At 37.7% G+C, this 25,580-nt stretch carries 23 protein-coding genes; 12 read left to right on the top strand and 11 right to left on the bottom strand.

Features of this window, described 5'->3' with window-relative positions; translation table 11 throughout:
- The first annotated feature begins 123 nt into the window (after nt 1-123).
- The 5 genes from AC0L6O_RS21050 (at nt 124) to AC0L6O_RS21030 (ending at nt 4,028) form a co-directional block, all read left to right on the top strand.
- Nucleotides 124-906 (top strand): XRE family transcriptional regulator, encoded by a 783-nt coding sequence (locus tag AC0L6O_RS21050; RefSeq protein WP_473305151.1) that lies wholly within the window; start codon nt 124-126, stop codon nt 904-906.
- Nucleotides 907-1,271: 365 nt separating this feature from the next.
- Entirely contained in the window at nt 1,272-1,739 is a 468-nt protein-coding gene (tnpA, locus tag AC0L6O_RS21045) for an IS200/IS605 family transposase (RefSeq protein WP_473305150.1), read from the top strand.
- 305 nt (nt 1,740-2,044) lie between these two features.
- Nucleotides 2,045-2,497: a GNAT family N-acetyltransferase gene (locus AC0L6O_RS21040; RefSeq protein WP_473305149.1), complete on the top strand. Its 453-nt coding sequence runs from the start codon at nt 2,045-2,047 to the stop codon at nt 2,495-2,497.
- Between the two features lie 63 nt (nt 2,498-2,560).
- A complete protein-coding gene (locus tag AC0L6O_RS21035) occupies nt 2,561-2,929 on the top strand; it encodes a DoxX family protein (RefSeq protein ID WP_473305148.1) in 369 nt (122 codons plus the stop codon).
- Between the two features lie 88 nt (nt 2,930-3,017).
- The gene (locus AC0L6O_RS21030) at nt 3,018-4,028 is read left to right on the top strand and encodes an alpha/beta hydrolase family protein (RefSeq protein WP_473305147.1); all 1,011 of its coding nucleotides are present in this window, start codon (nt 3,018-3,020) and stop codon (nt 4,026-4,028) included.
- A 70-nt stretch (nt 4,029-4,098) separates the two neighbouring features.
- Here the strand turns inward: AC0L6O_RS21030 and AC0L6O_RS21025 are convergent, their stop codons facing one another.
- From AC0L6O_RS21025 to AC0L6O_RS21015, 3 genes are all read right to left on the bottom strand, one after another.
- Nucleotides 4,099-4,665: a hypothetical protein gene (locus tag AC0L6O_RS21025; RefSeq protein ID WP_473305146.1), complete on the bottom strand. Its 567-nt coding sequence runs from the start codon at nt 4,663-4,665 to the stop codon at nt 4,099-4,101.
- 11 nt (nt 4,666-4,676) lie between these two features.
- On the bottom strand, nt 4,677-6,011 hold the full coding sequence (locus tag AC0L6O_RS21020) for a tetratricopeptide repeat protein (protein WP_473305145.1): 1,335 nt from the start codon (nt 6,009-6,011) through the stop codon (nt 4,677-4,679).
- Nucleotides 6,012-6,086: 75 nt separating this feature from the next.
- Nucleotides 6,087-6,965 (bottom strand): 1,4-dihydroxy-2-naphthoate polyprenyltransferase, encoded by an 879-nt coding sequence (locus tag AC0L6O_RS21015; protein ID WP_473305144.1) that lies wholly within the window; start codon nt 6,963-6,965, stop codon nt 6,087-6,089.
- A 265-nt stretch (nt 6,966-7,230) separates the two neighbouring features.
- Between AC0L6O_RS21015 and AC0L6O_RS21010 the strand changes: the two genes are divergently transcribed.
- Complete coding sequence (locus AC0L6O_RS21010) at nt 7,231-9,063, top strand: AAA family ATPase (RefSeq protein WP_473305143.1); 1,833 nt, start codon at nt 7,231-7,233, stop codon at nt 9,061-9,063.
- Entirely contained in the window at nt 9,041-9,949 is a 909-nt protein-coding gene (locus AC0L6O_RS21005; RefSeq protein ID WP_473305141.1) for a hypothetical protein, read from the top strand. The genes AC0L6O_RS21010 and AC0L6O_RS21005 overlap by 23 nt, the downstream gene beginning before the upstream one ends.
- On the opposite strand, the gene AC0L6O_RS21000 is transcribed toward AC0L6O_RS21005, so the two are convergent.
- From AC0L6O_RS21000 to AC0L6O_RS20985, 4 genes are all read right to left on the bottom strand, one after another.
- On the bottom strand, nt 9,946-10,548 hold the full coding sequence (locus AC0L6O_RS21000) for a glutathione peroxidase (RefSeq protein ID WP_473305140.1): 603 nt from the start codon (nt 10,546-10,548) through the stop codon (nt 9,946-9,948). The genes AC0L6O_RS21005 and AC0L6O_RS21000 overlap by 4 nt on opposite strands.
- Nucleotides 10,549-10,636: 88 nt before the next feature.
- Nucleotides 10,637-12,022 (bottom strand): NAD(P)(+) transhydrogenase (Re/Si-specific) subunit beta, encoded by a 1,386-nt coding sequence (locus AC0L6O_RS20995; protein ID WP_473305139.1) that lies wholly within the window; start codon nt 12,020-12,022, stop codon nt 10,637-10,639.
- A gap of 49 nt (nt 12,023-12,071) precedes the next feature.
- Entirely contained in the window at nt 12,072-12,362 is a 291-nt protein-coding gene (locus AC0L6O_RS20990; RefSeq protein WP_473305138.1) for an NAD(P) transhydrogenase subunit alpha part 2, read from the bottom strand.
- 73 nt (nt 12,363-12,435) lie between these two features.
- Nucleotides 12,436-13,563, bottom strand: a complete 1,128-nt coding sequence (locus tag AC0L6O_RS20985) for a Re/Si-specific NAD(P)(+) transhydrogenase subunit alpha (protein WP_473305137.1) — start codon at nt 13,561-13,563, stop codon at nt 12,436-12,438.
- A gap of 154 nt (nt 13,564-13,717) precedes the next feature.
- On the opposite strand from AC0L6O_RS20985, the gene AC0L6O_RS20980 reads away from it, so the two are divergent.
- Complete coding sequence (locus AC0L6O_RS20980; RefSeq protein WP_473305136.1) at nt 13,718-15,913, top strand: S9 family peptidase; 2,196 nt, start codon at nt 13,718-13,720, stop codon at nt 15,911-15,913.
- Between the two features lie 85 nt (nt 15,914-15,998).
- Here the strand turns inward: AC0L6O_RS20980 and AC0L6O_RS20975 are convergent, their stop codons facing one another.
- Entirely contained in the window at nt 15,999-16,742 is a 744-nt protein-coding gene (locus AC0L6O_RS20975) for an NIPSNAP family protein (RefSeq protein WP_473305135.1), read from the bottom strand.
- A gap of 147 nt (nt 16,743-16,889) precedes the next feature.
- Between AC0L6O_RS20975 and AC0L6O_RS20970 the strand changes: the two genes are divergently transcribed.
- The gene (locus AC0L6O_RS20970) at nt 16,890-17,990 is read left to right on the top strand and encodes a glycerate kinase (RefSeq protein WP_473305134.1); all 1,101 of its coding nucleotides are present in this window, start codon (nt 16,890-16,892) and stop codon (nt 17,988-17,990) included.
- Between the two features lie 143 nt (nt 17,991-18,133).
- On the opposite strand, the gene AC0L6O_RS20965 is transcribed toward AC0L6O_RS20970, so the two are convergent.
- The 3 genes from AC0L6O_RS20965 to AC0L6O_RS20955 are packed head-to-tail and all read right to left on the bottom strand — an operon-like array spanning nt 18,134 to nt 21,996.
- On the bottom strand, nt 18,134-19,174 hold the full coding sequence (locus AC0L6O_RS20965; RefSeq protein WP_473305133.1) for a phosphotransferase enzyme family protein: 1,041 nt from the start codon (nt 19,172-19,174) through the stop codon (nt 18,134-18,136).
- The gene (locus tag AC0L6O_RS20960) at nt 19,171-20,634 is read right to left on the bottom strand and encodes an alpha-L-fucosidase (RefSeq protein WP_473305132.1); all 1,464 of its coding nucleotides are present in this window, start codon (nt 20,632-20,634) and stop codon (nt 19,171-19,173) included. Before AC0L6O_RS20960 ends, AC0L6O_RS20965 begins: the two co-directional genes overlap by 4 nt.
- Before the next feature lie 3 nt (nt 20,635-20,637).
- A complete protein-coding gene (locus AC0L6O_RS20955) occupies nt 20,638-21,996 on the bottom strand; it encodes an FGGY family carbohydrate kinase (protein WP_473305131.1) in 1,359 nt (452 codons plus the stop codon).
- A 201-nt stretch (nt 21,997-22,197) separates the two neighbouring features.
- On the opposite strand from AC0L6O_RS20955, the gene purD reads away from it, so the two are divergent.
- The 3 genes from purD to AC0L6O_RS20940 all read left to right on the top strand — a co-directional run bounded on the left by purD (nt 22,198) and on the right by AC0L6O_RS20940 (nt 25,580).
- The gene (gene purD, locus AC0L6O_RS20950; RefSeq protein WP_473305130.1) at nt 22,198-23,487 is read left to right on the top strand and encodes a phosphoribosylamine--glycine ligase; all 1,290 of its coding nucleotides are present in this window, start codon (nt 22,198-22,200) and stop codon (nt 23,485-23,487) included.
- 130 nt (nt 23,488-23,617) lie between these two features.
- A complete protein-coding gene (locus AC0L6O_RS20945; RefSeq protein WP_473305129.1) occupies nt 23,618-25,108 on the top strand; it encodes a PSP1 domain-containing protein in 1,491 nt (496 codons plus the stop codon).
- On the top strand, nt 25,095-25,580 hold the full coding sequence (locus AC0L6O_RS20940; RefSeq protein WP_473305128.1) for a gliding motility lipoprotein GldH: 486 nt from the start codon (nt 25,095-25,097) through the stop codon (nt 25,578-25,580). The genes AC0L6O_RS20945 and AC0L6O_RS20940 overlap by 14 nt, the downstream gene beginning before the upstream one ends.

Genomic DNA, 25,580 nt, shown 5'->3' with positions numbered 1-25,580 from the left:
AAACATGCCGCTCTATCCCTAAGCCGGCTTACGCAGGAGGGAATTGCTAAGTTTTTTATCATTTTTTGCACATAGCATAAAATTTTAGCAGATTTGTGCTAAATATTATTGCAAGAGAACGTTATGAAAAAAATCTGTAAGAACATCGCCCATTTACGCCATTTGAAAGGTTTCTCCCAAGAAAACATGGCGGAGCAGCTAGGTATCACACGTTCTCGTTTGAGCTCATGGGAAGAGCACAGAGCCGCACCACCTATTGATATGCTGATTAAGCTTTCAGATTATTTCAATATTTCGGTAGACTCTCTTGTGAAAATAGACCTGACGAAGGTGCAAGACCTTCGTGATTTACTAAAGATAGGAGGGAACCGAATCCTGTTTCCCGTCATGGTAGACCAAGACCAAAATGACTTGATAGAACTAGTGCCACTAAAAGCATCTGCAGGTTATCTAGATGGTTATGCTGACGAAGAATTTATAGAAAACCTCCCTCGTATAAGTTTACCTTATGCCACTAGTGGAAAATTTAGAGCTTTCCCTATAAAGGGAGACTCTATGCCGCCACTAGAAAGTGGAGCTTACGTAATAGGAAAGTACGTAGAAAACATAGACGACATAAAAGATGGCGACACCTATGTGGTGCTTACGCAAAACGACGGCCTAGTTTATAAAAGACTTTATAACACCACCAAGGCAGACGGAACCATTCAGTTTCATTCGGATAATAAAGCCTATTTGCCATATAACATCAAGCCAGAAGACATTTTCGAAGTATGGCATTTCGTCTGTAGTCTAAACCCAACAGACAGACCAGTCTCAGATTTGCTCTATAATGCCATCCAAGATATCCAGAATAGCTTGGTAGGTTTTAAATTGGATGCGCGTAAAATGATTGCCCAATCGTAGGTTTTTGATAAAAAGGAAAAGTGCGGTAGGGACGTTATGTCGGTAGAAAACATTTCGGAAGCATTAAGAAAGTCCCGCTAGGGACGCAACCTCGGTAGCTCGGAAGAAATGTGTGAGGAATAAAAGGGAGTCCCGCTAGGGACGAAAATATCGGTAGAAAACATTTCGGAAGCACAAAAGGAGTCCCATTAGGGACGCAACCTCGGTAAGACAGGCGATTATGTAGGTATCAAAAAAGTCCCTTAGGGACGTAACATCGGTAGAGAACATTTCAGAAGCACGAAGAGAGTCCCGTTAGGGACGTCATATTGGTAGAATGAGAACAACGCCAAAACCACAAACATTTCACCAACATTCATAAAATCATGTCCAACACATACACACAAATACATATACAAGCGGTTTTCGCTGTCCAAAACAGAGAAAGTATTATTTCCAATTCATGGAAAGACGGATTATATAAATATATCACAGGAATAATTCAGACCAACGGTCATAAATTATTGGCAATAAATGGAATGCCGGACCATGTTCATGTTTTATTTGGGATGCGGCCAACACAGTCGCTTTCAGATTTGATGCAAGATGTAAAAGGGCATTCGTCTTTGTGGATTAATAAAAATGAACTGGTTAAAGGTAAATTCTCTTGGCAAGAAGGTTATGGTGCCTTTTCTTATAGCAAATCTCTGGTTCCTGCGGTGATAACTTATATTGAAAATCAAGAAAAGCATCACGAAAAGAAAACGTTCAAGCAAGAATATGAAGAGTTTTTGGATGCGTTTGAGGTCGATTATGATAAGCGATTCGTATTTAAATCGGTAGATTATTCGTGAGGGATATTAATGTGTTTTGATGGGCTTACCGCTGTTGCGTCCTTAGCGGGACTTTTTGGTATTGTTTCCTTCTTTTCTTCTACCGATGTTGTGTCCCTACGGGACTTTTCGGTTTGTGTTTTCTTCTTTTTTTTCTACGGATGTTGCGTCCCTAGCGGGACTTTTTCGATTTGTGTTTTCTTCTTTTTTCTCTACCGATGTTGCGTCCCTACGAGACTTTTAGATAACCCAATTTTTTGATGGAATCATTTCTTAAAAGATTCTAATTTATATTTTTGTTGGAAGTAAGTCGCTAGATAAACACCATGATTACTATAACACGTACCACATCTGATAACCTTGACTTTATTAATTTAGTAGCCGCTCTTGATAAAGAGCTCGCTATTATAGACGGGGACGACCACGCCTTTTACAGTCAATACAACAAGATTGATAAGATTCAGCATGCCATAGTAGCTTATAAAGATGAGATTCCTGTTGGATGCGGAGCCATAAAGCAGTTTGACCCAAGCAGTATGGAGGTAAAGCGGATGTTTGTAAATCCAAAAGGAAGGAATATGGGAACTGCGACTGCCATACTAAAGGATTTAGAAAATTGGGCTAAGGAGCTAGGTTATAAAAAATGCTTACTAGAAACTGGCAAAAGGCAAGAAGACGCTGTGGCTCTATATACCAAAAATGGGTATGACCTGATTCCTAATTATGGTCAATACGAAGGCGTAGAAAATAGCGTCTGTTTTGAGAAAGTGCTGGACTAGATGCTTTTCTGCTTATATTGGATTATTACATCATGGTTTTAGTCATTAACTTAATAGCACAAAATGAAAATCTTTAAAAGTATTCTCACATATCTGATGGCAGCCTTCATGATTTATGGTGGTGTAAATCACTTTTTGAAGCCAGCCATGTATGTCCCTTTTATTCCTGACTTTCTCCCTACAAACTTTATTAATTATGGTTCGGGTTTGCTAGAAATTATTCTTGGTATCGGGCTTGTGATTCCAAAATTTAGATATCAGGCGGCTCTCGGAGTCTTGATTTTGATGTTAATATTCCTGCCACTACACGTTATGGACGTGTTTGCCGAAACGCCCGCCATAGGAAGCCACGAGGCCGCTATTGTACGCCTTCCAGTTCAGTTTCTATTTATTTTATGGGCTTGGTTTGTTAGTAGGAAAGCAGAGGCTTAAAGTTTCTTAAAATAGGTTTTAGGAATGTAATATTGATTCCGTCTAGTGTAAATTGTCGGAGATTACTCACCAATTCACTGACCTCAATATGCGATTAACTCTTTTAGCTTTATTGTTTCCTTTCTTCTCGTTTTCTCAGAATTTTGAACCGATTGAAGATAAAGCTCTATACTTTCAATTAGCCATTGAAGGGGATAGAATTGATTTTATTCTAGCAGACACATCTATATCTGTTAAAAAGCCAGTTTTTCTTTTTTGTCAAGGTTCGCAGCCAATACCGCTATTTATAGAGTTCGAAGATTCTGGTTGGTTTATGGCTGGGGGTGGTATATCTAATTTTGATTTAGAATACATTAAGAGATTCTATCATTTGGTGGTTATTTCAATGCCTAAAACACCTGTAAAAGCGAAGAAATCAGAACTTAATTCAAATTATAATTTTACTCAAAACTCGGGAATACCAACTGATGGGTTTATAGAGGCAGATTACCTTGAAAATTATGTAAAGCGTGGGAATATCGTTTTGGAGTATTTAAGGAAACAGACTTGGGTTAATGGCGAAAATCTTATAATCGCTGGGCATTCACAAGGTGCGAAAATTGCTACCCAGTTGGCTATTGAGAACAAAACGGTAACACATTTGGGTCTGTTTTCTCCAAATCCGTTTGGACGAATAGATGAATTTATTCGTCGAGCTAGGAAGGATGCAGAAATGGGCAAAATAGCATGGAAAGAGGCGGATGCCGTTATGAATGAGAATTATGAATTTTATAAAATGGCGAACAATAGTGATTCACTGGCAAGGCATCCAGAACTAAAATCTTGGAATACTTTTTCAGAGCCCTTAGTTGATGATTGGCTCTCATTAAATATTCCCATATATCTTACTTACGGAACTAATGATGTATCAGCGGAACTATGTGACATTATTCCCCTGTACTTTATAAGAGGTAATAAGGGGAATCTAACTTTCAAAAGACAGCTTGGTCTTAATCACAATTTTTTCGAGTTTGATGAAAATGGAAAAATCAATCAAGATAAGGCTCATTGGAAAGAAGTTATGAATAGTTTTGTGGATTGGACATTGACCAGTCTATAGTCAGCTCAGCTTAAACAAAAAAAGACTCAACCATTGCTGATTGAGTCTCATTTCTAGCATATATCTTTTCCTAAAGGATTCCCTTTGCCATGCTAAGGATTCCGCCTAATTGATTAGGAAGAGCTTTCTCAGCTCCTTTAGCAGCTAGTCCGCCACCGTCAAGCTTATTGACATTTCCCATAGCACCACCAATAAGGTCGTTTAATCCACCAGACTTACTTCCTAAAATAGAAGAGCCACCTTGCATTAAACTTAAACCAGACTTAAGAGCACTTGCTTTTCCAATTAGGCCGCCTCCGCCGCCAAGCATATTGCCAATTCTGTTGGCACCCAGCATTAATTTCACCGTATTGATGATTTTTTTCAAAGGACCTTCTTTCACCATTCCTTTAGATGCTAAAGGAGCCAACTTGCTTAAGTTAGCAGCTTGGCTCAAAAGCCCAGCTTTAAAATCGCCACCTGTGTCATTTGCTTCAGTTTCTATACCTGAGCTTAACTGACTAATAGCAGAGCTAAGTCCTTTTTTGTCTCCTGATTTTTGTAATGACAAAACATTGTCTAACATGCCATCAAGAGATTGGCTTTGTGCGGATAGACCTAAAATTAATAGGCCAAAAACTAAAAATACTTTCTTCATCTTTATGTATATTAATTGCAGTAATACTTAATAACTTCATACGCTTTCACATATCCTAGTTCGCCTGATTTACTAAGGTCAAAGCAACCTTTGTCGGAGTAGCCAAGAGCATGCTCTATTAAGCCTCTAACGTAATAAGCCTCTTTATAGAATTCGTTGAGGTCGATAGCATTAGTTAAATCAATGATGGCTTCACGCTGTAAACCTTCTGCAGAGCGAACCAAACCACGAGCAAAGTGAGCAGGAGCCATGGTCGGATTTAAATCGATAGCAGTGCTAAGATTAGATAAAGCATCTTTACTATGTCCACTTTTAAACTCCGCAATGCCTCTTAAGTAATATGCGTCAGACCTATTCTCTGAAAATGTGCTAATTTCTATTTCGTCCGTAACTGCATTTCTTAATGATGCCAATTTCTTTTCTGGCATGTTAGGCGAATACTCAAACTTAGATTCTAAACCTGGATTGTTATATTCTATTGCTTTCGTTAAATCTTGAATAGCAGCTCTTTGATTATTAAGTTTGGTGTAAGCAAACCCTCTACCGTATAAAGCTTTAATATTGGTTGGCTCTAATCTTAGTGAAGCATCAAAATCAGTTTTCGCACCAGTATAATCTCCGGATTTAGCTTTTGCAAAACCTCTGAAATAAAACGCATCAGCATCTTGTGGGTTTAAATCTAAAGCTTCGTTATAATCAGAAACGGCCTGAGCAAATTCTCCAACTTGCACATTGGCAAACCCCCTTTCGGCAAAAGTTTGAGAACGCTTAGGGTTGATATCAATAGACTTAGAGTAATCCGAAATACTGCCTTTGAAATCACCTAGTTTAGATTTACATAAACCTCTTGAAAAGAAAGCTTGGTACATGCTACTCTTATCACTGTTAAGTTCAATAACTCTATTGAAGTCGGAAATAGCACTTCTATATTCGTCTAACTTGCTAAGGGTAAAGCCTCTTTGAAGGTAAGCGTAAGAATCTTCAGCGTTTAATTCAATACATCTATTGAAATCTTGAACGGCAGCTCTTGGCTCGCCTTGTTCTGTTTTGCTAATACCTCTATAAAGGTAAGCCATAGGCTCACGAGGGTTGAGGCTCGCCGCTTTATCAAAATCTTGTATGGCTCCACGGTGGTCTTTTAAAGCTTGTTTTGCTAAGCCACGGTTATAATAACTCTGAGAGTTTTCAGGGTTCATTGAAATGGCTCTGCTGAAGTCTGAAAGTGCTCCAGTAAAGTTTCCAACTTTGGTTTTGTTAACGCCTTGCTCAAAATAATCAGCAGCGGTTTGCTGACCATAAGAGATAGATACAATGAGAAGTAGGAAAGGTAGTAATCTTAATTTCATTTTTTTATTAGAAAAGGTATATGTCAAAATTAAGATTTCAAAAAGATAAAAGTGGTATGAAATCTTAAAAATTGGTTAAAATAGTACCGAAACCCCGAATAATAGAACAAAAAACAGGGTTGAAAGTGCCAATTGCTTTAAAAGTGGATCGGGATTTGGAAGTTTGTGGGCACGGATAACATTAAACGCAAAAAGAGGAAAGCTAATCAAAAACCAAAAGGAAATGTCTCCTTTTAGTATTACAAAAGCGACAATAAGAATGACCGCTAGAGCCAGTAAAAAAGTATGATAAATAAGTCCTTTCTCTCTCCCCATTCGTGCGGGAATTGTCATTTTGCCGGCGGCAATGTCAGATTTGATATCTCTAATGTTATTTAAATTCAAAACACCAGTGGCTAAAAGACCACAGCTTAGAGCTGGAAGAATGTTGTAAATGTCAAATGATTTTGTGAAAAGGAAATTGCTTCCCAACACACCTACTAAGCCGAAAAATAGCAATACAGAAATGTCACCAAGACCAGCATAGCCGTAAGGTTTTTTACCTGCTGTGTATGTATAGGCCGCTAAAATGCATAATAAACCAAGTCCTAAAAAGCCAAAGAATAAGGAAGAGTCGGCTGATTTGAAAGAATAGTATAGCAAGGCGGTTCCAGAAGCTAAAGAGAGTATTCCGAAAACCACAATTGCTTTAAACATACTTGTCGATGTTATTTCACCAGTTTGGACAGCTCTGCTTGGTCCAACTCTTTCAGAAGAGTCTGCACCGTTTTGCGTGTCGCCATAGTCGTTGGCAAAATTTGAAAGTACTTGAAGCAAAATAGTCGTTAGACAGGCTAATCCGAAAATTATCCAATCAAACGCACCAGCATAGGCAGCTAAAAAGCTACCCATTAGTATACATGAAAGAGCTAAAGGAAGCGTTCGTGGCCTAGCGGCAGAAATCCATTTATTCATATTAGCTGTTTTTCAGGCAAAAATACTATGCGATTCCGTATCTTCAATTTTAATCATTATTATCTTCAATTTCCTTTTATTCGAAATTATGGAATTAGTTTTTGTTTGGTTTGAAAATTATAGATGTTTAAAGAACCAGGGCGTAAACTTGAGCACAGAATATGAGATAGGTTATGATCCCCAATCAAAGTTTATTTTAGCCTCTAAAAACAAATCTCATTTACCATTTCTTTTCGGTAATAAGATATCGAACCTATCTGTAATAGTGGGAGAAAATGGTAGCGGTAAATCTAGCCTGCTTAATGTTAGTGAAGCAACATTCGTGATTTTCAAAGTTAAAGACATTTTTTTGCTTATTTGTAATGAGGTAGACTTGTTGAATAATATCGCTTTATCGCCAAAGTCTCCTTATAAATTAAAGAAGAGAACTGAACTCAAACAGCATGACACATTATTTGTAAAATATTCCAATTTTTTGGATTTTTCTTTTGAGAGCCCAAAGTCAATTCTGCTGCCATATGGAAGTGAAATTGACATATCTACTAATTCTTTAATTTACGGAATTAAGCATATTGCAGGTGAATTTAATTCTGGAAACCTTCGAAATGCAAGTTCTCCTATTGCCAATAATCTTGAGCAATATTTGTCCGAAATTTTTGACCAATTGGATTTTGTTTTTAAAGAGAATAACTATCAAAAGTTAAAATTTAAGCTTCCTGAAACTTTATCACTAGAGTTAAATATATATAATGAGTTATTCTATTTGAAGGAGCTTTCAAAAGATCAAAGTATGTATGGAGACTCCTCTAGTTATCATATTTTAGATGTTTTTCTTTCTAAGCATTTATCAAATAAGTTTGAAAGGTCGAAGTTGAATGGCCAGTTAGAATTATTGATTAACCCAAAGGAGTATGCCAAGTTTCTTTTCAAGTGGAACATTATTCTTTGTTTTGTGAATTCCTTTTCCGCTCCCAATATTAGTTCAAGTGGACCCATTCAATGGTTTAGCTTCGGAGATAGGTGGGAAAATGAACCTATTGATAATTGGTTTGAATTCTTTTTAGGAAAATGGATTTTAGAAGACGATAACTATCAAGGAAATAAATATGAAATACAGATAGATGCATGGTCTATCTATGCTACCAAACTCGTTAGTGATTTTGAAGATTTATTAGAATTAGAGATTGTTCAGGTTTCCATTCCAGAGCATTCATATCTCTATCACGATTTGGAGGGAGGTCACGGTAAAGCTATTGAAGTGAAAATTGACATTTCTTCAAATAAGTATTATGATCAGCTCTATAAGGGTTTATTGCAGAATTATAAACAAATTCAAATGCCTTCAAATTTTGTTCACAATAGTAGACCCTTTATCTCTTTTAGTTGGCGTGGTTTGAGTTCTGGGGAATTGTCTCTTTTTAGGATATTCTCAAGATTTCATTCTTTAAGAAATACTATAAAGTACAGACAAGAAGTCCAAGGTCCAGGTCATGTTAAAGGCCCTATAAATCATCTCATATTTTTAATAGATGAAGGAGAAATTGGCATGCATCCAAACTGGCAAAAACAATTTATAAGCACAATCATAGAAAATACACCACTGTCATTCGAAGACTTTAATATTTCTTCATTTCAATTTATCTTAACTACACATTCCCCTTTTCTTTTATCAGACATACCAAATAACAATATTATATTTTTACAAAGGGATAACAATAATCAAAGTGTTGTCATTAGAAATCCTCTTCAGGATAAACGAATGACCTTTGGTGCGAATATTCATAGCTTACTGTATGATGGGTTTTTCATGAGGGATGGTTTAATGGGAGATTTCGCAAAAAAGGTGATAGACCAAATTATTGATGACCTTATTTCTCCCGATGATATTCTATCGGAACAGCGAAAACGAGAAATTCAAATTATCATTCCCATGGTGGGAGAACCAATTCTACGAAAAAAAATAATGGAGCTCTATCAAGAGAAAATAAATTTGAAAGTAAATGATAGAATTTTAGCTTTGGAAGGTTTTAAGGCCAAGGTAGAGAGGGAAATTGCTATGTTAAAATCTGGTCAAAATGATAAAAATAAAGAGTCCTGACTTGAACTTATTGGAAAGTGACCATATAAAAGGTCTATTTACCATTGTGTCTAATAGGCTTGATAAGTATCTTAAAGTTAAACAAGTAATTTTGCAGAAATACTCTTTGAGGGAAATCTTAGTTGGGGATCCCGAAACGCTAAGTCAAATAGTTGATTATCTAGAGGGGAAGCTTAATTCTGAGGATAAATTAAACTTAAAAAAAGTTTTTAACTATGAATCTTTTTCGCGTTCAAGGCTATATAATGCGTACAGTCTAGCAGAAAATCTTCATGTAAATGTTTGTCCTTATTGTAATCGTCAGTATACATTTACAATTAATAAAACCGGCAATCCTAAGAAAACTAGGCCTATTTTTGATCATTTCTATAATAAGAATACATATCCGTACCTCTCGTTATCTCTCTATAATCTAATCCCATGCTGCAATATTTGTAACTCAAGCTTTAAAGGGTCCTTGGATTGGCAATTTTTTAGTCATATCAATCCATATGATTCAGGGTTTGGAGATGAATGCAGATTCTCTCTTAAAATCAACAAAGGATTTGGCTCTGACTTTTATTTTGGTAAAACCGATGCATTTGAAATTAAATTTACTAAAACTAGTAATTCTAAAATCCTAAATAATATAGGTGATCTTGCTCTAGAACAGGTATATGAAGGCCACAAAAGTGTTGTTTCTGAGCTAATTAAAAAGGAAATAATGTATTCTGATTCTTACATTTCTAATCTTTACCATCAATTTGAAGGAACGCTTTTTTCAAGTTTAAGCGAACTGAAGAGCATAGTTTATAACAGCCCAATATCAGAGGAAGATTTAGGAAACGAAGCTTTGTCGAAACTTCGTCGAGATATATCAGAGGAGTTAGGTTTAAATAATTACTAAAGTCCAACAGCAGCTTTAAATTCTGCGTCTTCTGGTTTTATCTTAGAAGCAAAGAAATGTGTTACTTTACCCTCTTCGTTAATCACATATTTACAGAAGTTCCAAGTTGGAGCTTTATCATTCCAGCCGTTTAAATCTTTTTTGCTCAACCATTGAAAAAGTGGGTGTTGGTTTTCACCAATCACATCTATCTTTTCAAACATTTGGAAATTAACTCCGTAGTTTAATTGGCAGAAAGAGGCAATTTCTTCATTTGAACCTGACTCCTGTGCTCCAAAGTTATTGGCAGGAAAGCCTAGCACTATAATGTCTTTTCCATGTTCTTCATGGAATTTTTGCCAGTCGGCATATTGAGGCGTGTAGCCACATTTAGATGCAACATTCATGACCACAACTTTTTTCCCTTTGTATTGTGACAAATCAATCTCTTGACCAGTCAATGACTTCATTTTAAAGTCATAAAAAGAGCCTAAAACTTCTACATCTTCTGGTAGGGTAGCCACTTCTTTTTTGTTGGATAATAAATTTTTGATGGTGGTGAAGTTCATGGCAAGCAGGCCGATGAGCACCAAAGCGATAAGAATAAGGGCTATTTTCATTTGTCTTGATTTAAAAGTTTGACACACAAAGTTAGCTAAAACTTCTATTGTATGTTGTAACCTTTAAATCAAGACATTGAATTTGTTTTTACATCTCTTTCATTTCACCAACCAACTTACCAATAGTTGATTTAGCGTCACCAAAGAGCATTAGGCAGTTGTCATAACCAAATAGTTCGTTTTGAACCCCAGCATAACCTTTACCCATACTTCTCTTACTTACAATAACCGTTCTTGCCTTATCGGCATCTAAGATTGGCATACCGTAAATAGGACTTTGAGGATTTTCTCTTGCCGCAGGATTAACAACGTCATTGGCTCCAACCACAAATACTAAGTCTGTGTTTTGGAAATCACCGTTGATTTCGTCCATTTCAATAAGCTTGTCATAAGAGATATTGGCTTCAGCCAAAAGTACGTTCATGTGACCTGGCATACGACCAGCCACTGGGTGAATAGCAAATCGGAATTCGATATTTCTTTTTTCGCACTGCTCCGCTAATTCACGAATAACGTGCTGAGCTTGTGCTACAGCCATACCATAACCCGGAACTACAATTACAGAAGACGCAGAATCAAAAAGCATAGCCGCTTCTTCTACACCTACTTCTTTTACTTGAATTTCGTCAGCATCGCCACCGTCGGCACTTACTGTTTGACCAAACCCACCTAACAATACATTGACAAGTGACCTGTTCATGGCTTTACACATGATTTGGGTCAAGATGATTCCTGAAGCACCTACTAAAGCACCCGAAACTATAAGGACATTGTTATTTAAAACAAAACCTGTAGCACAGGCGGCCATTCCAGAATAAGAGTTGAGCAATGAAATTACTACTGGCATATCTGCTCCTCCAATAGGCAATACAGTCAAAATACCTAAAAGCAATGATAAGGCCACCAAAGCAATAACATAAGTAGTGTCTGCTTGATTGATAATAGCAAAAACAGATGCCGCAATAGCTAGAAGCAGTAAAATAAGATTGAGTAAATGCTGACCGCCAAATGTGATTGGCTTACCAGAAATTTTTCCGTTAAGCTTTAAAAAGGCAATGATGGAACCTGTGAAAGTAAGACCACCAATAAAAATACTTAAAGCGGTACTGGTACTGGTAATTGCGTCAATATTTGCATTTAACTCTTGAGAGTTTAACCAGTAAAATGATAAAGCCACGGCCAATGAACCAAGTCCACCAAAACCATTAAAAAGGGCTACCATTTCTGGCATTTGGGTCATTTCTACTTTGAAGGCTATGAACAAGCCAATAGCAGAACCTATTACCACACAAATTAAAATTTCTACTAAAGAGACGGCTTCTACTTGAACTACCGTAGCCAGTACAGCTATCAGCATTCCTAGTGAAGATAATTGATTTCCTGAACGGGCTTCTTTCGTTTTACCCATTTTCTTGATGCCTATTATAAAGAGTATAGAGGCTATCAGGTAAGCGATTTGTATATATGTATTCATTATCTATTCTTTTTCGTTTGGTTTTAAGTTTTACCTTAAACCATTAACCTCATTTTTTCTTTTTAAACATTTTAAGCATCCTGTCGGTTACGGTGTATCCACCTACCACGTTAATGGTGGCTAATACTAAGGCGAGCATGCCCAGCCATTTGCTGAATGTGCCATAGCCTAATTCGTTACAGGCCAAAATAGCTCCTACCATGGTAATACCTGAAATAGCATTTGACCCTGACATTAGCGGCGTATGAAGTGTTGGCGGTACTTTGGTGATTAACTCAAAACCCAAGTAGCTGGCCAAAACCAAAATGTAAAAAAGTATGATTAGCGATTCTGTTGTCATGATAATTATTTTTTGACAGATGCGGGATGTTAGATGTTGTTTTTAGAACCAACAGTACCTAACATCAGACACCTTAAATTCCTAAAATTTGTTTTGTAAACCCATGGACTATCTCACCTTTATGCGTGATAAGAGAGCCTTTGGTTATTTCTTCTTCCATTTCCCATTTGAAAGCATCTTTGTCTGCTAAGTGTAGCAATAGAGTACTGATGTTAGTAGCATAAAGCTGACTAGCATTAATAGGAAGAAGCGATGGCAAATTAGATTCACCTATAATGGTAACGCCGTGTTTTACTACAGTTTTATTCATTTCGGCTATTTCACAGTTTCCGCCAGACTCCACAGCCATATCTACTATAACGGCCCCCGTTTTCATAGATTTTACCATGTCTTCTGTAACCAAAACCGGAGCTTTTTTACCAATCACCAATGCCGTGGTAATCACGATATCGGCGTCTTTGATTTTTTCTTGAATAAGCTCCTTTTGTTTTTGTAAAAACTCTGCAGATACTTCTTTAGCGTATCCTCCTTCTACCTTGACGCCTTCTACACCTTCTACGGTTAAGAATCGGCCACCAAGAGACTCTACTTGCTCTTTGGTTTCTGGACGTACGTCGGTGACCTCTACCACAGCACCTAATCTTTTGGCGGTAGCTATGGCCTGTAAGCCCGCTACTCCTGCTCCAAATATTAGTACTTTAGAAGGAGTAATGGTTCCTGCCGCGGTCATCATTAATGGGAAAATTTTTCCTAGAGCATTGGCTCCAAGAAGCACCGTTTTGTATCCAGCAAGGTTGGCTTGAGAGCTCAAGGCATCCATTTTTTGGGCTCTAGAAATACGTGGTACCGCATCCATGGAGAAAGAAGAGATGTTTTTCTTTTTCATCACTTCTAAAACTTCAGGAATGGTGTAAGCATACATAAACGACATGCATACCGAAGCGTCTGGGAACATGCTTACCTCTTCTACCGTAAAGGAGTTAACCTTTAAGATGATATCAGATTGACAGGCTTCTTTTGTATTTTTTGCAATACTTGCACCTGCATCTATATACCCTTGGTCAGAAAAGGAAGATTTTAATCCAGAGCCTGTTTCAACGCATACGTCAAAGCCCTTTTTTACTAGAGATTTTACAACATCGGGTGTAAGAGCTACTCTGTTTTCGTAGTCTTTTGTTTCTTTTAAAACTGCTATTCGCATTGTTAGGTTTCCTTGTAAGGTGGTTCTGTTATGACCCCAAAAATAGTTATTCTGATTAAATTACAAACCAATTGTTTCGGTGGCAATCAATAAGACATCAGAATTGAGCCTTATTTTATTAGTTTTGTGCCATTAACTTATCAACGTAACATCTATGAAAGCCAAGTTTTTAGGACTTTTTCTATTTTTAACATTTTGTAATTTAGCACTTTACGCTCAGCCAGGAAGTGGCACTAAGTGGACTCCAGAGGGCGACGCTTATTACTTAGAGAATGAGGGAGCTATAGTGAAGTTTGACCTCAAAACCCAAGAATACACGCCAGTGATAGCTGCAGACCGATTTATACCTAAAGGTCAATCTGAGCCGCTAGAATTGAAAAATTTTGTTTTTACTCCAGACCAAAGTCAACTTTTAATATTCACGAATTCCAAAAAAGTTTGGCGATATGAAACCAGAGGAGATTATTGGATTTTGAATTTGCAAAGCAATGAGCTAAAGCAATTGGGTAAAACTTTGCCAGAGGCAACTTTAATGTTTGCCAAAATTTCTCCTGACGGTCAAAAAGCAGCTTATGTGAGCCACAGGAATATTTATGTGGAAGATATAGCCTCAGGGAAAATAAAGCAATTGACCAAAACTGATGGCAAACCAAAACTTATCAATGGAACATTTGACTGGGCTTATGAAGAAGAATTAAGCTGTTATGACGGTTTTAGATGGAGTCCAGACAGTAAAAAGATTGCTTATTGGCAATTGGATGCATCGGGTATCAAAGACTTCAACATGATTAATAATACCGATGATATTTATTCTAAAGTAATTCCGATAGAATATCCGAAAGTAGGCGAAGACCCATCTGCATGTAGAATAGGTGTGATGGATGTTAAAAAAGGAAAAACTAAATGGATGAATATCCCTGGTGATAGCAAACAACACTATATCCCAAGAATGGAGTGGGCTGGAAGCTCTGATGAAATTATGGTGCAGCAGTTAGATAGAAAGCAGCAAGTATCTAAAATTATGTATGCTAATGTGAAAACTGGTGAAGCCAAAACTATTTTTGAAGAAACAGACGATGCTTGGGTAGATGTTCGTACCATTTGGCATGATGATAACCCTGCAGGATGGGAGTGGATAAATGACGGAAGAGAGTTTCTTTGGGTGTCTGAAAAAGATGGCTGGAATCACTTATACAAAATATCAAGAGATGGTAAGAATGTTAGCTTAGTTACCGATGGCGATTATGATGTAATAGACCCACTGATGTATGATGAAAATACGGATTATGTGTACTTTACGGCGTCTCCAGATAATGCTATGCAAAGATACCTTTATAGAGTTTCGGTAGGAACAAAAGGTAAGGCGGAGCGTATTACGCCAATGAACCAAGAGGGAACGAACTCTTACCAATTGTCTGCCAATGGCAAGTTTGCAAGCCACCTATTTCATAATCATTATACTAATCCTGTAAGGGAATGGGTAACGCTTCCAGACCATAAAGCACTGGATGAAGCCAACGGGGTAAATAGCAAAATAGACCCAGCTAAAAAAGCGGCATCTAATATCAGGTTTGTAGAAGTAGAAACGGCAAGTGGTGTTAATATTCAAGGTTGGATGGCTTTACCAACAAACTTTGACCCAGCTAAAAAATACCCAACTGTTTTTTATGTCTACGCTGAACCTGCTAGCCAAACAGCTTTAGATAATTACGCAGCTGGTAAAAATCGTTTATATGCAGGAAACATGGCAGATGACGAATACATCTATATATCGGTAGACGGAAGAGGTTCTCCTGCTCCAAAAGGAAGTGCGTGGAGAAAAGCTATTTATAAAAACATTGGGATTATTAATATCAAAGACCAAGCAGAAGCTGCTCAGGAATTGATGAAAAAATATGATTTTATTGACTCAGAAAGAATTGCAGTTCATGGTTGGTCTGGTGGTGGAAGTACTACGCTAAATTTACTTTTCAAATACCCAGATATTTATCAAACGGGTATTGCGGTAGCAGCCGTAGGAAACCAACTGACGTATGACAATATTTATCAAGAGCGTTATATGGGTGTTCCGCCGGAAGATTTAGCTGGTTTTGTGGAAGGTTCTCCAATAAATCATGTTCAGGGTTTTAAAGGAAACTTACTTTACATTCATGGAAGTGGTGATGATAATGTGCATTATCAAAATGCCGAAATGCTAATTAACGAAATGGTGAAGTATAATAAGCAATTTCAGTTTTTTGAATACCCAAACCGTACACATAGCATTAGAGAAGGCGAAGGGACTTCACTTCATTTAAGAACCATGTTTACCAAGTTTTTGAAAGAGAATTGCCCTCCGGGAGCGAAATAATCTCTTAATATTTGAGCTATAAAAAACGCCAATCAGCAGAAATGTTGATTGGCGTTTTTGGTTTTAAAGGCTTTGCTTGAAAGTTTTACAACTGCGAATAACCCAAAGGCTTTAAAAATGTTCTTTTGATATCAGAAACTGAGTTAGCGTATTCGTCTAAACTAGAGATAGTCTTCCAGTCTGGATGAGAGACAAATTTTGCCCAATTGGCATCACGCTCTTCCATGTCTTTAAACGCCAACATATAAGTTAAAGCTGGCATTTGTGGACCGGCTAGTTTCTCTCCAAAGAAAACAGAATGTAAGCCTGTCTTTTCAAAAATCTCTATTTCGCCCTCGTTAAACATTTTTCTTTTTCTTCTGGCGGCATCTTCGCTGTAGCTTTCGTAGGTTCTTAATTCAAAAAGCATAGAACCGCTAGCAGGCTTTATCAGCTTAGGTATGCCGTCAAAAGCTCTAAAGTGAGATACTTCAACTCTGCCATAAGGAAAAGCTTCTTGCGAAAGTTGGTTGTACTCTTTGGAGTCTTTAATGAAGGCTTTGTCTGTTTTTAATTTGGCATGAATAGTCTCATATGAGCTCATGCTAGCATAAGGAATTAAAAGATAAAATTTGGCTGGCTGGCTCATGCCGTATTCTTCAAAAACGCCAATGTTTTTTACACCCTCTCTGTTTAAAGCAGGCATTAATGCTTTTTCAAGGTAATTATGGAGTCCAGAAGCTGGCCCACCACGTTTCATAGAGTAAACTCTAAGTTCATAAAATTCATTTTGAGCAAAGGCACCCAAAGTGAAGAGGGCAAGGCAAAGGGTTAGGAAGTTTTTTCTCATTTCGTAATAGGGTTTTTTATTAATGGAAGCAATTTAAACCTAATAAGTTGCCTTTCACAAGCTTGCTAGCTGATTCTAGTTGACAAAGTAGACAGAACTGAACTTTTCACTAATTCATTGCTGTTCTTTGCCCGAACAATTAATACTATGAAAATACTCATTTCCTCCGATTCCTTTAAAGGAAGTTTAAGCTCAAAAGAAGTAGGTGAAGCCTTAAAGGCTGGGATCCTAAATAAAAATCAAGAAATAAATGTGGAGGTTGTTTCTGTAGCCGATGGCGGCGAAGGTTCCTTAACGGCTATTAACGAGTCTTTACAAGGGGAGGAAATAAAACAATTTGTTAAAGACCCATTTTGGCGTACCACCACGGCTTCTTATTTGAAAAAAGGTAAGACTGCATATATAGAGATGGCAGCGGCTAGTGGACTGCATTTAATAAAGGAATCGCAAAGAAACCCTGAGTTTACCACGTCTTACGGTACAGGGCAGCAAATAAAGCATGCCGTTAAAAACGGAGTGGATGAAGTTTATCTTTTTGTAGGTGGCACAGCCACAAATGATGGAGGAATAGGCATGGCTCAAACTTTGGGCTATAAGTTTTTAGATGAGGCTGGCGAGTCGGTTTTGACCATTGGCGAAGGTTTGTCTCAGATTAAGAAGATTGTTCCGCCAGAAGAGAAATTAGACTTCAAACTCAAAATAGTAGTGGATGTTAATAATCCGCTTTATGGCCCAAATGGTGCCGCACATATTTTTGCTGCTCAAAAGGGTGCAGATGAAGCTACTATAGAAAGACTAGACAATGGACTACGCAACCTGTCAGAAATTATTAAAAGAGATTTAGGCAAAGATGTAAGTCAATTAGCTGGTGGAGGAGCCGCAGGTGGTGTAGGAGCAGGAATGTCGGCTTTCTTTGATGCTGAGATTCTTCCAGGAACAGAGACCATAATGGATATCATAGGCTTTGATGAAAAACTGACGGATGTTGATTTGGTAATAACCGGCGAAGGGAAATTAGACCATCAAACACTTTCCGGAAAGTTAATAGCTGGAATATGTAAAAAAACAAAATCTCCTGTAATAGCCGTCTGTGGCATAAATGAGCTTTCTGAAAAGGAATCCGAAGCCTTAGGATTGAAAAAGGTTTTCTCCCTTGTAAATGATAAAGTATCAAAAAGCGAAGCCATTGAAAACGCTAAGTCTCTGTTGACTGAAATAGGCGAAGAAATTGTGCTTGATTTAGCTTAAGAAATTTATATAAATAATGCCTAGTAGGGTATAATATTGGTAGCGATGGGTAAAGCCCGTCGCTATTCTTGTTTTAGATTAGTTTCATTTGGTGGGATTTTGGCGATAAAAAGCTAAAATCGTGACAAATATGTAAAGCCCAATTAGCTTAAACCTTTCGACGCAAGATATTGCTGAAGGCTTTCTAAAAGAATCATTTGATTTTTTGCTCGGTCAAAATTATGAAGGTCGTATTTGACAGGGTAATACGTGTCGCCTTGCAGGTAGTCGCTCAAAAAACGCAAGCCCTGCATGTAAATCATAAATTGCCCTGCGTAATGTAAATTGGCTTTTTCGGATGGACTTAAAACAGTCTCCATTTCCGATAAATAGCCTTTAATCAAAGCCTCGTAATATGCAGGCCTAAGTTTTACTTCATCCCAGTTTGTGCTGTCTTCATTTTCGGCAGAGGTGTAGGTTCGCACCATGTCTCCCAAATCCGAAATGAAATAACCAGGCATTAAGGTGTCCAAATCACATATAGCTAAGGCCTTAAAGTTTGTTTTGTCTAGCAGTACATTGTTGATTTTGGTGTCGTGATGCTGCACTCGTTTTGGCAGCGTATTTTGATTTACAAGTTCATTATAAACGTCAACGATGCTGTCATTGGCGAAGTAAAAGTCTATAATAGCGGCGGCATGTTTTTTTCTGTCTTCTAGTCCGTTTTCTAAGGCAGTTTTAAATTCCTCAAAACGGAAATTTAAATTGTGAAAATTGACAATACTTTCTTCAAAATTTTCAATCGAAATGCCATCAAGATGTTTCCCTAGCTCACCAAAAGCCTTAGCTGCTTCATGAGCGGCTTCAGGATTTTCTACAATGTCAATGGTGGTAGAATTGGCTACAAACTTTGTCAGACGCCAGTAATGGCTGCCATCAAAAAAGACGTTTTTGTTTTCTAAGGTCGGAATAGAAGCTAGAAATAGATACTCAGGATTCTGTTTAGCCAAATGTTCTCTAACCAGTCCAATATTTTTCTCAATGAGTTCTGGGTCTTTGAAAACTGCGGTGTTTAATTGTTGGATTACATAAGCGTCATCACCCTCTAGTTTTAGGGTTTGATGAATATGTCCAGAGCCAATCTTTTGTTCTTTAAAATTGGAAGCATTTAAGCCCCAAGCTGCTAAAACGTCCTTTAAATTCATTTAATCTTAAATATTCCAATATCACTAATGCAAATAGCTACGGGTGCGTTAAACGTAATTCTGATTTTATCGCTTTCTACTGGAGTGTCAAGTTTTATTAATCGAGTAGCTCCTATGCTGTTAACTTCGCCTACTATCTCCCATGCATCATTCACAAATACTTCTACAGTAGCTTTGTCAATTCGTTGACCAAGTTTTATGTTTTCACGAATTCTAATTAAATCAAAATTCGCAGGTTTTGATAGCTCAATTTCCAGAGAAGCATTTGTAACCTCATCATCCGTAGCCCAGTAAGAGTACCTGTCGTCATCTATCAAAAACTCTTCTCCAAAAGCAGTTCCTCTAACATTACTGGCTTTTAAAGTAGCCCCCGAAATATAATTCTCACGGAAGGTTTCACTCAGTTTTGTTCCAAATTTCGTAAGAATTTCTACATCATTATTGTGAAGGATTCCTTCTGGGGTTGGAGCTAAACCTAGGTCAAGCCCAGCACCACGTCCTACACTTTTTAAGTATAGGTCAAAAAGAGCTTCAGAGTCTTTTTCTTTTCCATCTTCTTCAGGGTGATAAAACCATCCTGGTCTAAGCGGCACATCGCACTCTGCAGGCATCCAGTACTTACCATTTCTAGTTCCAGTGCTACTTACTAGCGTATTCACATTTCCTGGAACGGGCACAGTGCCTGTGTTGGCTTCTGGCGAAAAAGTAGCCCAATGGGTTTCGGCAGCATAGCCATGCTCTCCACCTACCCACCTTACATCTAAACCAATATCACTAAATATGTTAGCCGTAGGCTGTAATTTTCTAGTTATGCCTTCCCATGTGTTTGTCCAGTCGTAATAGGTAGTGTTATCTATTTTTCGAGCTTCATTGGCTCCACCATAATAGCCATCGCCACCATTGGCTCCGTCATGCCAACTCATAAAAAACTCACCGTAATTACTATATAGCTCCTTTAGTTGCGTTCTGTAGATTTCCAGATACTTTGGTGTTCCATAAAACTCACTGTTTCTGTCCCACGGTGAGCAGTAAACGCCAAATTTAAGACCAGCTCTTTCACAAGCTTCTTGAAACTCCTTAACCATATCACCTTCGCCATCTTTCCATGGGCTTTTTGTGATATTGTATTCGGTAGACTTGGTAGGCCATAATGCAAAACCGTCATGATGCTTAGCTACCAGTATCAAGCCTTTTAGTCCTCCTGCTTTTGCGGCATTAACTATTTGGTTTGGGTCAAAATTTGAAGGATTGAAAACAGAAGGGTCGGCATCACCATAGCCCCATTCTTTGTTTTCAAAAGTGGTAGGCGTAAAATGAACCAAGGCATAAGTTTCCATTTCGTGCCAAGCTAATTGACGTTCCGAAGGAAGGACTCCATAAGCTTCAGGGGGAGTGGCGGATTCTTGACAAGAGGTTATGACAACACTTAAAAATGTTAAAACAAGAGCAATTTGCTTCATCTACTATTCTATTAATTCTAATTCTAATAATTCTTCGGCTGGTTTTTCTGCACCCCAAGCTTCGCCAATAACTAAGGCGGCTCCCATGGCTGCGGTATCCTCAAAACCAACTTTATAAACTTTTTTGTCATGAAATGCTTCAGAAAGAAGCTCCATGAAAATGCTGTTTTTGGCTAGTCCACCTTCTACAAATATTTTTTCAATAATAGGGCGATGCTCAATAGTCAACTTGATGGAAGCCACCTGCTGAGCTACTAAATCCATAATAAACTGGTGGTATGCTTCCTCAATACTTGCGAAATTATTTAGGTTTCGTTCCATAAATGGACTATCCAGCATATTGCCCAGCTCTGTATTATCAGGTACCACTTGGCTGGTGTTTTTTCTTAAACGTCTTACTATGTTGGCATCAAAGTCAATTTTTAAACAATGCTTGGGAGCCAAGTTGAAATGGGTGGCAAGGTGTTCAATTTGCCTAGTATGCTCGTTCCCGCTAAAGAGGCGAGCCATTTTTATTCTTTTACCCTCCTGGTTTAAAATATTGAAGCAGTTATTTGCTAGGTCATTATCAGTAGCTTTTGAGTGGTTAAAAGGATTTATGCAAATAGTCCATGCACCCGTGCTTAGCAAAACGAAGCGTTCTTTAACGGTTTTTAGAAAAGGTAATGTTTCCGCCACTTTGTAATACATGCCTGGACCAATGGCAAGCTTATCTACTTCGATAAATTCAGATGAACGTTTTACAGGAAGTTTAAAGGCGTTTAACTTTTCAGTGTCAATCCACTTTAAATAGTCTTTTTTTGAAAAATCCCAAGCTCCAGAATGACAAGCTACTATAGAATAATCATGAAAGTATTCTTTGGTAAACTGAGCTTGAAAATACTGAGCAATAGAAACGCTTTTAGTTATTTTCTCAAATAGTTCAGGTTTGGTATTCTTAAAATAGAGTAGCTGAAGAGCAGCTGTTTCAAAGCTATTGTTAGTAATTTGAGCTTCTTCCTTTTTAAGATTATTTTTTTCTAAGGTTTTCTCAATGGTACTCCTTGTAGCGTAATTAAACCTTCGGTCAATATCCCAGATAGGAAGAACCAACTCGTTATTGGCGTCTAAGTGAGCTATACCGCCTACATATGAAGTGAAATTTATGGCTGCAATCTCGTATTTGTCAGAACCTTTGTGAATTTTGATATTGCTGTCAATCCATGCCTTAATGCTGTTTAAATCTTCAACTCGACCTTCGTTTTTAGAAGTAATAAGTTGTTTAGGCGTGCTTGAATGAAAAAGAACATTCAGTTTTTGGTCAAAGACAGTCACGTTTAAAACATGACGTAAAACATCAAAAACAAGACAAGCCTTTTGCATTAGTTTTTTTCTTCAAATAAACACAGTTCCGATTATGATTCAAAGTTAAAAGGGAGAAGAAAAGGCTGTTTTTAGTCATATACTTTAAAAAATGTTATTGGGCACTCGTCTTTTACTATATGCCGATGTATTCAAATTAATTTCCACAAGCCCCAAAACTTCACGACATTTGTCATCTTTAAAAAGAAAGCGAAATTTTATATGAATATTCTAGTTTTAGGTTCAGGAGGAAGAGAGCACACTTTTGCATGGAAAATAGCTCAGTCAAACAGGTGTGAAAAACTTTATGTAGCACCAGGTAATGCAGGAACTTCGGAAATAGCTGAAAACGTAGATATTTCAATTCTTGATTTTGAATCTATTAAAAGTTTTGTGTTAGAGAAAGAAGTTGAAATGGTGGTGGTTGGACCTGAAGCTCCGCTAGTAGTCGGAATTGTAGATTTCTTTAAGCAGGATAAGCGACTGAAAAAAGTGAAGATAATAGGGCCTTCTGCTAAAGGTGCTATGCTAGAAGGGAGTAAAGACTTTTCTAAAGACTTTATGCTACGTCATAATGTTCCTACGGCTGCTTCTAAAACTTTTACAAAAGATACACTGGAAGACGGTTTTGCATATTTAGATTCTTATCCAGGCCCTTATGTTTTAAAAGCAGATGGTCTGGCTGCGGGTAAAGGCGTAATTATTACGGAAGATACCGCGGAAGCTAAGGTTACTTTGAAAGAGATGCTGGTAGATGCCAAGTTTGGTGATGCTAGCTCTAAAGTGGTTATAGAGCAGTTTTTGAAAGGTATTGAGCTTTCTGTTTTTGTATTGACCGACGGTAAAAATTATATGATTTTGCCAGAGGCCAAAGATTATAAAAGAATTGGCGTAGGAGATACTGGTTTAAATACGGGTGGTATGGGTGCTGTGTCGCCAGTGCCATTTGCAGATGCTGCTTTTATGGAAAAAGTAGAAGAAAAGGTGGTCAAACCAACTTTAGCAGGTATCCAAAAAGATGAAATAGATTACGTAGGTTTTATATTTATTGGCTTAATGAATGATGGCGGTGAGCCATACGTGATTGAGTATAATGTAAGAATGGGCGACCCAGAAACTCAGGTGGTTTTTCCAAGAATCCAGACGGATGTTGTAAGAATTTTTAAAGCTGCAGCAGAAGGGAAGTTGGATAAAATTAAACTAAAAACTACACCTAAATCTGCAGTAACATCTGTAGTGGTAGCTGGTGGATATCCTGAAGCCTACAAAAAAGGACATAAGATGGATATTCCTGAAAGCAGTGCCGATACGCTAGTTTTTCATGCGGGTACTAAGCATGCTGAAGGAGAAATAGTGACCAACGGAGGACGAGTAATGGCCTTCACTGGTTTGGCAAAAACTATGGCTGCGGCAGTAAGAAAATCACAGAGCATGGCACGAAAAGTGAAATATACTGGTAAGTACTATAGGAAAGATATTGGGCAGGATTTACTGTCTTTGAATAATAATTAGATTATTTTTGATAAAACTTGGATTCTGTTAATGAATCTAAAGGTTTATGTACTCTGCGTGAGAGGTTTGAAAAGTGAATTAAGGCAGAGGTTTTGAATAACGGGCATTATGCCCTTGAATTTATATATATATGGGATGTGGACAATGCTCTTCCGGAGGGTGCGGTAGCGTTAAAACGCTCGCAACCGACGAGAAGACTAATCATAAAACCGCTGGCTGTAGTAGCGGTGGGTGCAGCACAGGCTGTACCAAATTAAATACTTTCGATTGGCTATCAGATATGGCCCTGCCTAGCTCCATGCGTTATGATGTGGTGGAGGTTAAATTTAAAGGCGGAAGAAAAGGATACTTCAGAAATACCAAAAAACTAGATTTATACACGGGTGATTTTGTAGCATGTCAAATGCCTACAGGTTTTCATATTGGTACTGTTTCTTTACAGGGTGAGCTTGTAAGATTACAGCTTATTAAAAAAGGGATTTCAGATAATAACGAGCTTACTAAAATTCTCAGAAAAGCTACCGAGCAAGATTTAGAAAAGCATCAGCAAGCCATTAATAGAGATATGCCTACGCTCTTTAGAGTAAGGGAGCTTGTGTCTGAGTTTAAATTAAAAATGAAGCTTTCTGATGTAGAGTTTCAATCTGATAACTCTAAAGCCACTTTTTATTATTCTGCGGAAGATAGAGTTGACTTTAGAGAACTGATAAAAGGTCTTGCATCAGAGTTTAGAATTAGGGTAGACATGCGTCAAATTAGCATGCGTCAAGAAGCCTCAAGAATTGGAGGAATTGGCTCATGCGGAAGAGAACTTTGCTGCTCTACCTGGCTTACAGATTTTAAATCTATTTCTACATCGGCTGCTAGGTATCAAAACTTATCACTTAATCCTGCAAAACTTTCAGGGCAGTGTGGTAGGCTAAAATGCTGCCTTAATTATGAGCTTGAAACTTATGTGGATGCTCTTCAAGATATCCCGAAAGTAACAAAACCTCTTTTTACTGAAAAAGGAGAAGCATATCTTCAGAAAACTGACATTTTTAGAAGGTTGATGTGGTTTGGCTACAAAAACGATAGCAACTGGTATCCTATTGCTACTACAAGAGTGGTAGAAATCATGGAAATGAATAAAGCGGGTAAAAAACCCGTTAGTTTGGAAGACCTGAAGTTATTAGTTGATGTGGTGAGTAATAAAGAGCCTATCAATAATGAGTTAGACAGGTTGGATAAGAAGTTGGCAGCCAAAACGCCGGGCAATAAAAAACGTCCAAACAGAAAAGGAAAACCTCAGAATAAAGGGAATAATAGGCCAAATAGTAATAAGCCTGTTCAGGCCAAAGCGAAGCCAGGAGCACCTGCTGAGAAGAAGCCGAGTGGTAATAGACCAGCACCAGCTAGAGCAAAACAAGGAGCACCTGCTGAAAGGAAACCAAAAGGGAATAGACCGCCACAAGCTAGAAATAAGCAAGCAGTACCGTCTACTGGAGATGCTAAACCGAATGCCGAAAAAGCTCCTAATGCACAAGCCAAGAGTGGGGGGCCAAAAAAGAATAACAGAAGGAATAATAGAAAACGTCCGAATAGAAATAACAACAGTAATCCGAGTAATGAGAAGAGCTAGTCTTGTATTTATTTGTGCTATTTTTCTTTATGGATGTAATTCAAATTCGGTTCATAAAGACTTGGCAGATTTTGATGATTATCAATGGGCTGTGGACGACACGCAAAATTTTGATTTTGAGATTGATGATAATACGAAAGAGTATCATGTCAATTATCTTTTAAGAAATGCAATTCAGTACCCTTTCTATAATATTTACTTAAAGAGTGCTTTAAAAGACTCTGCGGGAAATGTCTTAATGTCTGGAATGGAAGAGCTTATTCTTTTTGACCAAAAATCGGGCAAACCGATGGGGGACGGACTTGGAGATCTTTTTGACCATAGGATTGCAGCAGCTCAATACAAAAAAGTTAAATTTCCTTACAAAGGGAAGTACAGTTTTGAGATACAACAAAACATGCGACCTGACCCTTTAGTAGGTATTTTGTCAATAGGTTTTGAAATCAATCTTCCAGAAAAAGCAACAAATTGA

The sequence above is a fragment of the Arcticibacterium sp. GJ41-1 genome, from assembly GCF_055808875.1.
Note: the sequence above shows the minus strand (reverse complement) of the source record. Positions and strands in the feature narration are given on the sequence as shown.

Excerpts from the sequence above, each read along its gene's own strand:
- AC0L6O_RS20985 (WP_473305137.1), bottom strand. The coding sequence starts at position 13,563 with ATGCGAATAGCAGTTTTAAAAGAAACAAAAGACTACGAAAACAGAGTA.
- AC0L6O_RS21000 (WP_473305140.1), bottom strand. The coding sequence starts at position 10,548 with ATGAAAATAGCCCTTATTCTTATCGCTTTGGTGCTCATCGGCCTGCTT.
- AC0L6O_RS21025 (WP_473305146.1), bottom strand. The coding sequence starts at position 4,665 with ATGAAGAAAGTATTTTTAGTTTTTGGCCTATTAATTTTAGGTCTATCC.
- AC0L6O_RS20975 (WP_473305135.1), bottom strand. The coding sequence starts at position 16,742 with ATGAGAAAAAACTTCCTAACCCTTTGCCTTGCCCTCTTCACTTTGGGT.
- AC0L6O_RS21005 (WP_473305141.1), top strand. The coding sequence starts at position 9,041 with ATGATAAAAATAAAGAGTCCTGACTTGAACTTATTGGAAAGTGACCAT.
- AC0L6O_RS20990 (WP_473305138.1), bottom strand. The coding sequence starts at position 12,362 with ATGACAACAGAATCGCTAATCATACTTTTTTACATTTTGGTTTTGGCC.
- AC0L6O_RS20945 (WP_473305129.1), top strand. The coding sequence starts at position 23,618 with ATGGGATGTGGACAATGCTCTTCCGGAGGGTGCGGTAGCGTTAAAACG.
- AC0L6O_RS21020 (WP_473305145.1), bottom strand. The coding sequence starts at position 6,011 with ATGAAATTAAGATTACTACCTTTCCTACTTCTCATTGTATCTATCTCT.
- tnpA (WP_473305150.1), top strand. The coding sequence starts at position 1,272 with ATGTCCAACACATACACACAAATACATATACAAGCGGTTTTCGCTGTC.
- AC0L6O_RS21015 (WP_473305144.1), bottom strand. The coding sequence starts at position 6,965 with ATGAATAAATGGATTTCTGCCGCTAGGCCACGAACGCTTCCTTTAGCT.
- AC0L6O_RS21030 (WP_473305147.1), top strand. The coding sequence starts at position 3,018 with ATGCGATTAACTCTTTTAGCTTTATTGTTTCCTTTCTTCTCGTTTTCT.
- AC0L6O_RS20940 (WP_473305128.1), top strand. The coding sequence starts at position 25,095 with ATGAGAAGAGCTAGTCTTGTATTTATTTGTGCTATTTTTCTTTATGGA.
- AC0L6O_RS20955 (WP_473305131.1), bottom strand. The coding sequence starts at position 21,996 with ATGCAAAAGGCTTGTCTTGTTTTTGATGTTTTACGTCATGTTTTAAAC.
- AC0L6O_RS21035 (WP_473305148.1), top strand. The coding sequence starts at position 2,561 with ATGAAAATCTTTAAAAGTATTCTCACATATCTGATGGCAGCCTTCATG.
- AC0L6O_RS20980 (WP_473305136.1), top strand. The coding sequence starts at position 13,718 with ATGAAAGCCAAGTTTTTAGGACTTTTTCTATTTTTAACATTTTGTAAT.
- AC0L6O_RS21040 (WP_473305149.1), top strand. The coding sequence starts at position 2,045 with ATGATTACTATAACACGTACCACATCTGATAACCTTGACTTTATTAAT.
- AC0L6O_RS20960 (WP_473305132.1), bottom strand. The coding sequence starts at position 20,634 with ATGAAGCAAATTGCTCTTGTTTTAACATTTTTAAGTGTTGTCATAACC.
- AC0L6O_RS21050 (WP_473305151.1), top strand. The coding sequence starts at position 124 with ATGAAAAAAATCTGTAAGAACATCGCCCATTTACGCCATTTGAAAGGT.
- purD (WP_473305130.1), top strand. The coding sequence starts at position 22,198 with ATGAATATTCTAGTTTTAGGTTCAGGAGGAAGAGAGCACACTTTTGCA.
- AC0L6O_RS20970 (WP_473305134.1), top strand. The coding sequence starts at position 16,890 with ATGAAAATACTCATTTCCTCCGATTCCTTTAAAGGAAGTTTAAGCTCA.
- AC0L6O_RS20965 (WP_473305133.1), bottom strand. The coding sequence starts at position 19,174 with ATGAATTTAAAGGACGTTTTAGCAGCTTGGGGCTTAAATGCTTCCAAT.
- AC0L6O_RS20995 (WP_473305139.1), bottom strand. The coding sequence starts at position 12,022 with ATGAATACATATATACAAATCGCTTACCTGATAGCCTCTATACTCTTT.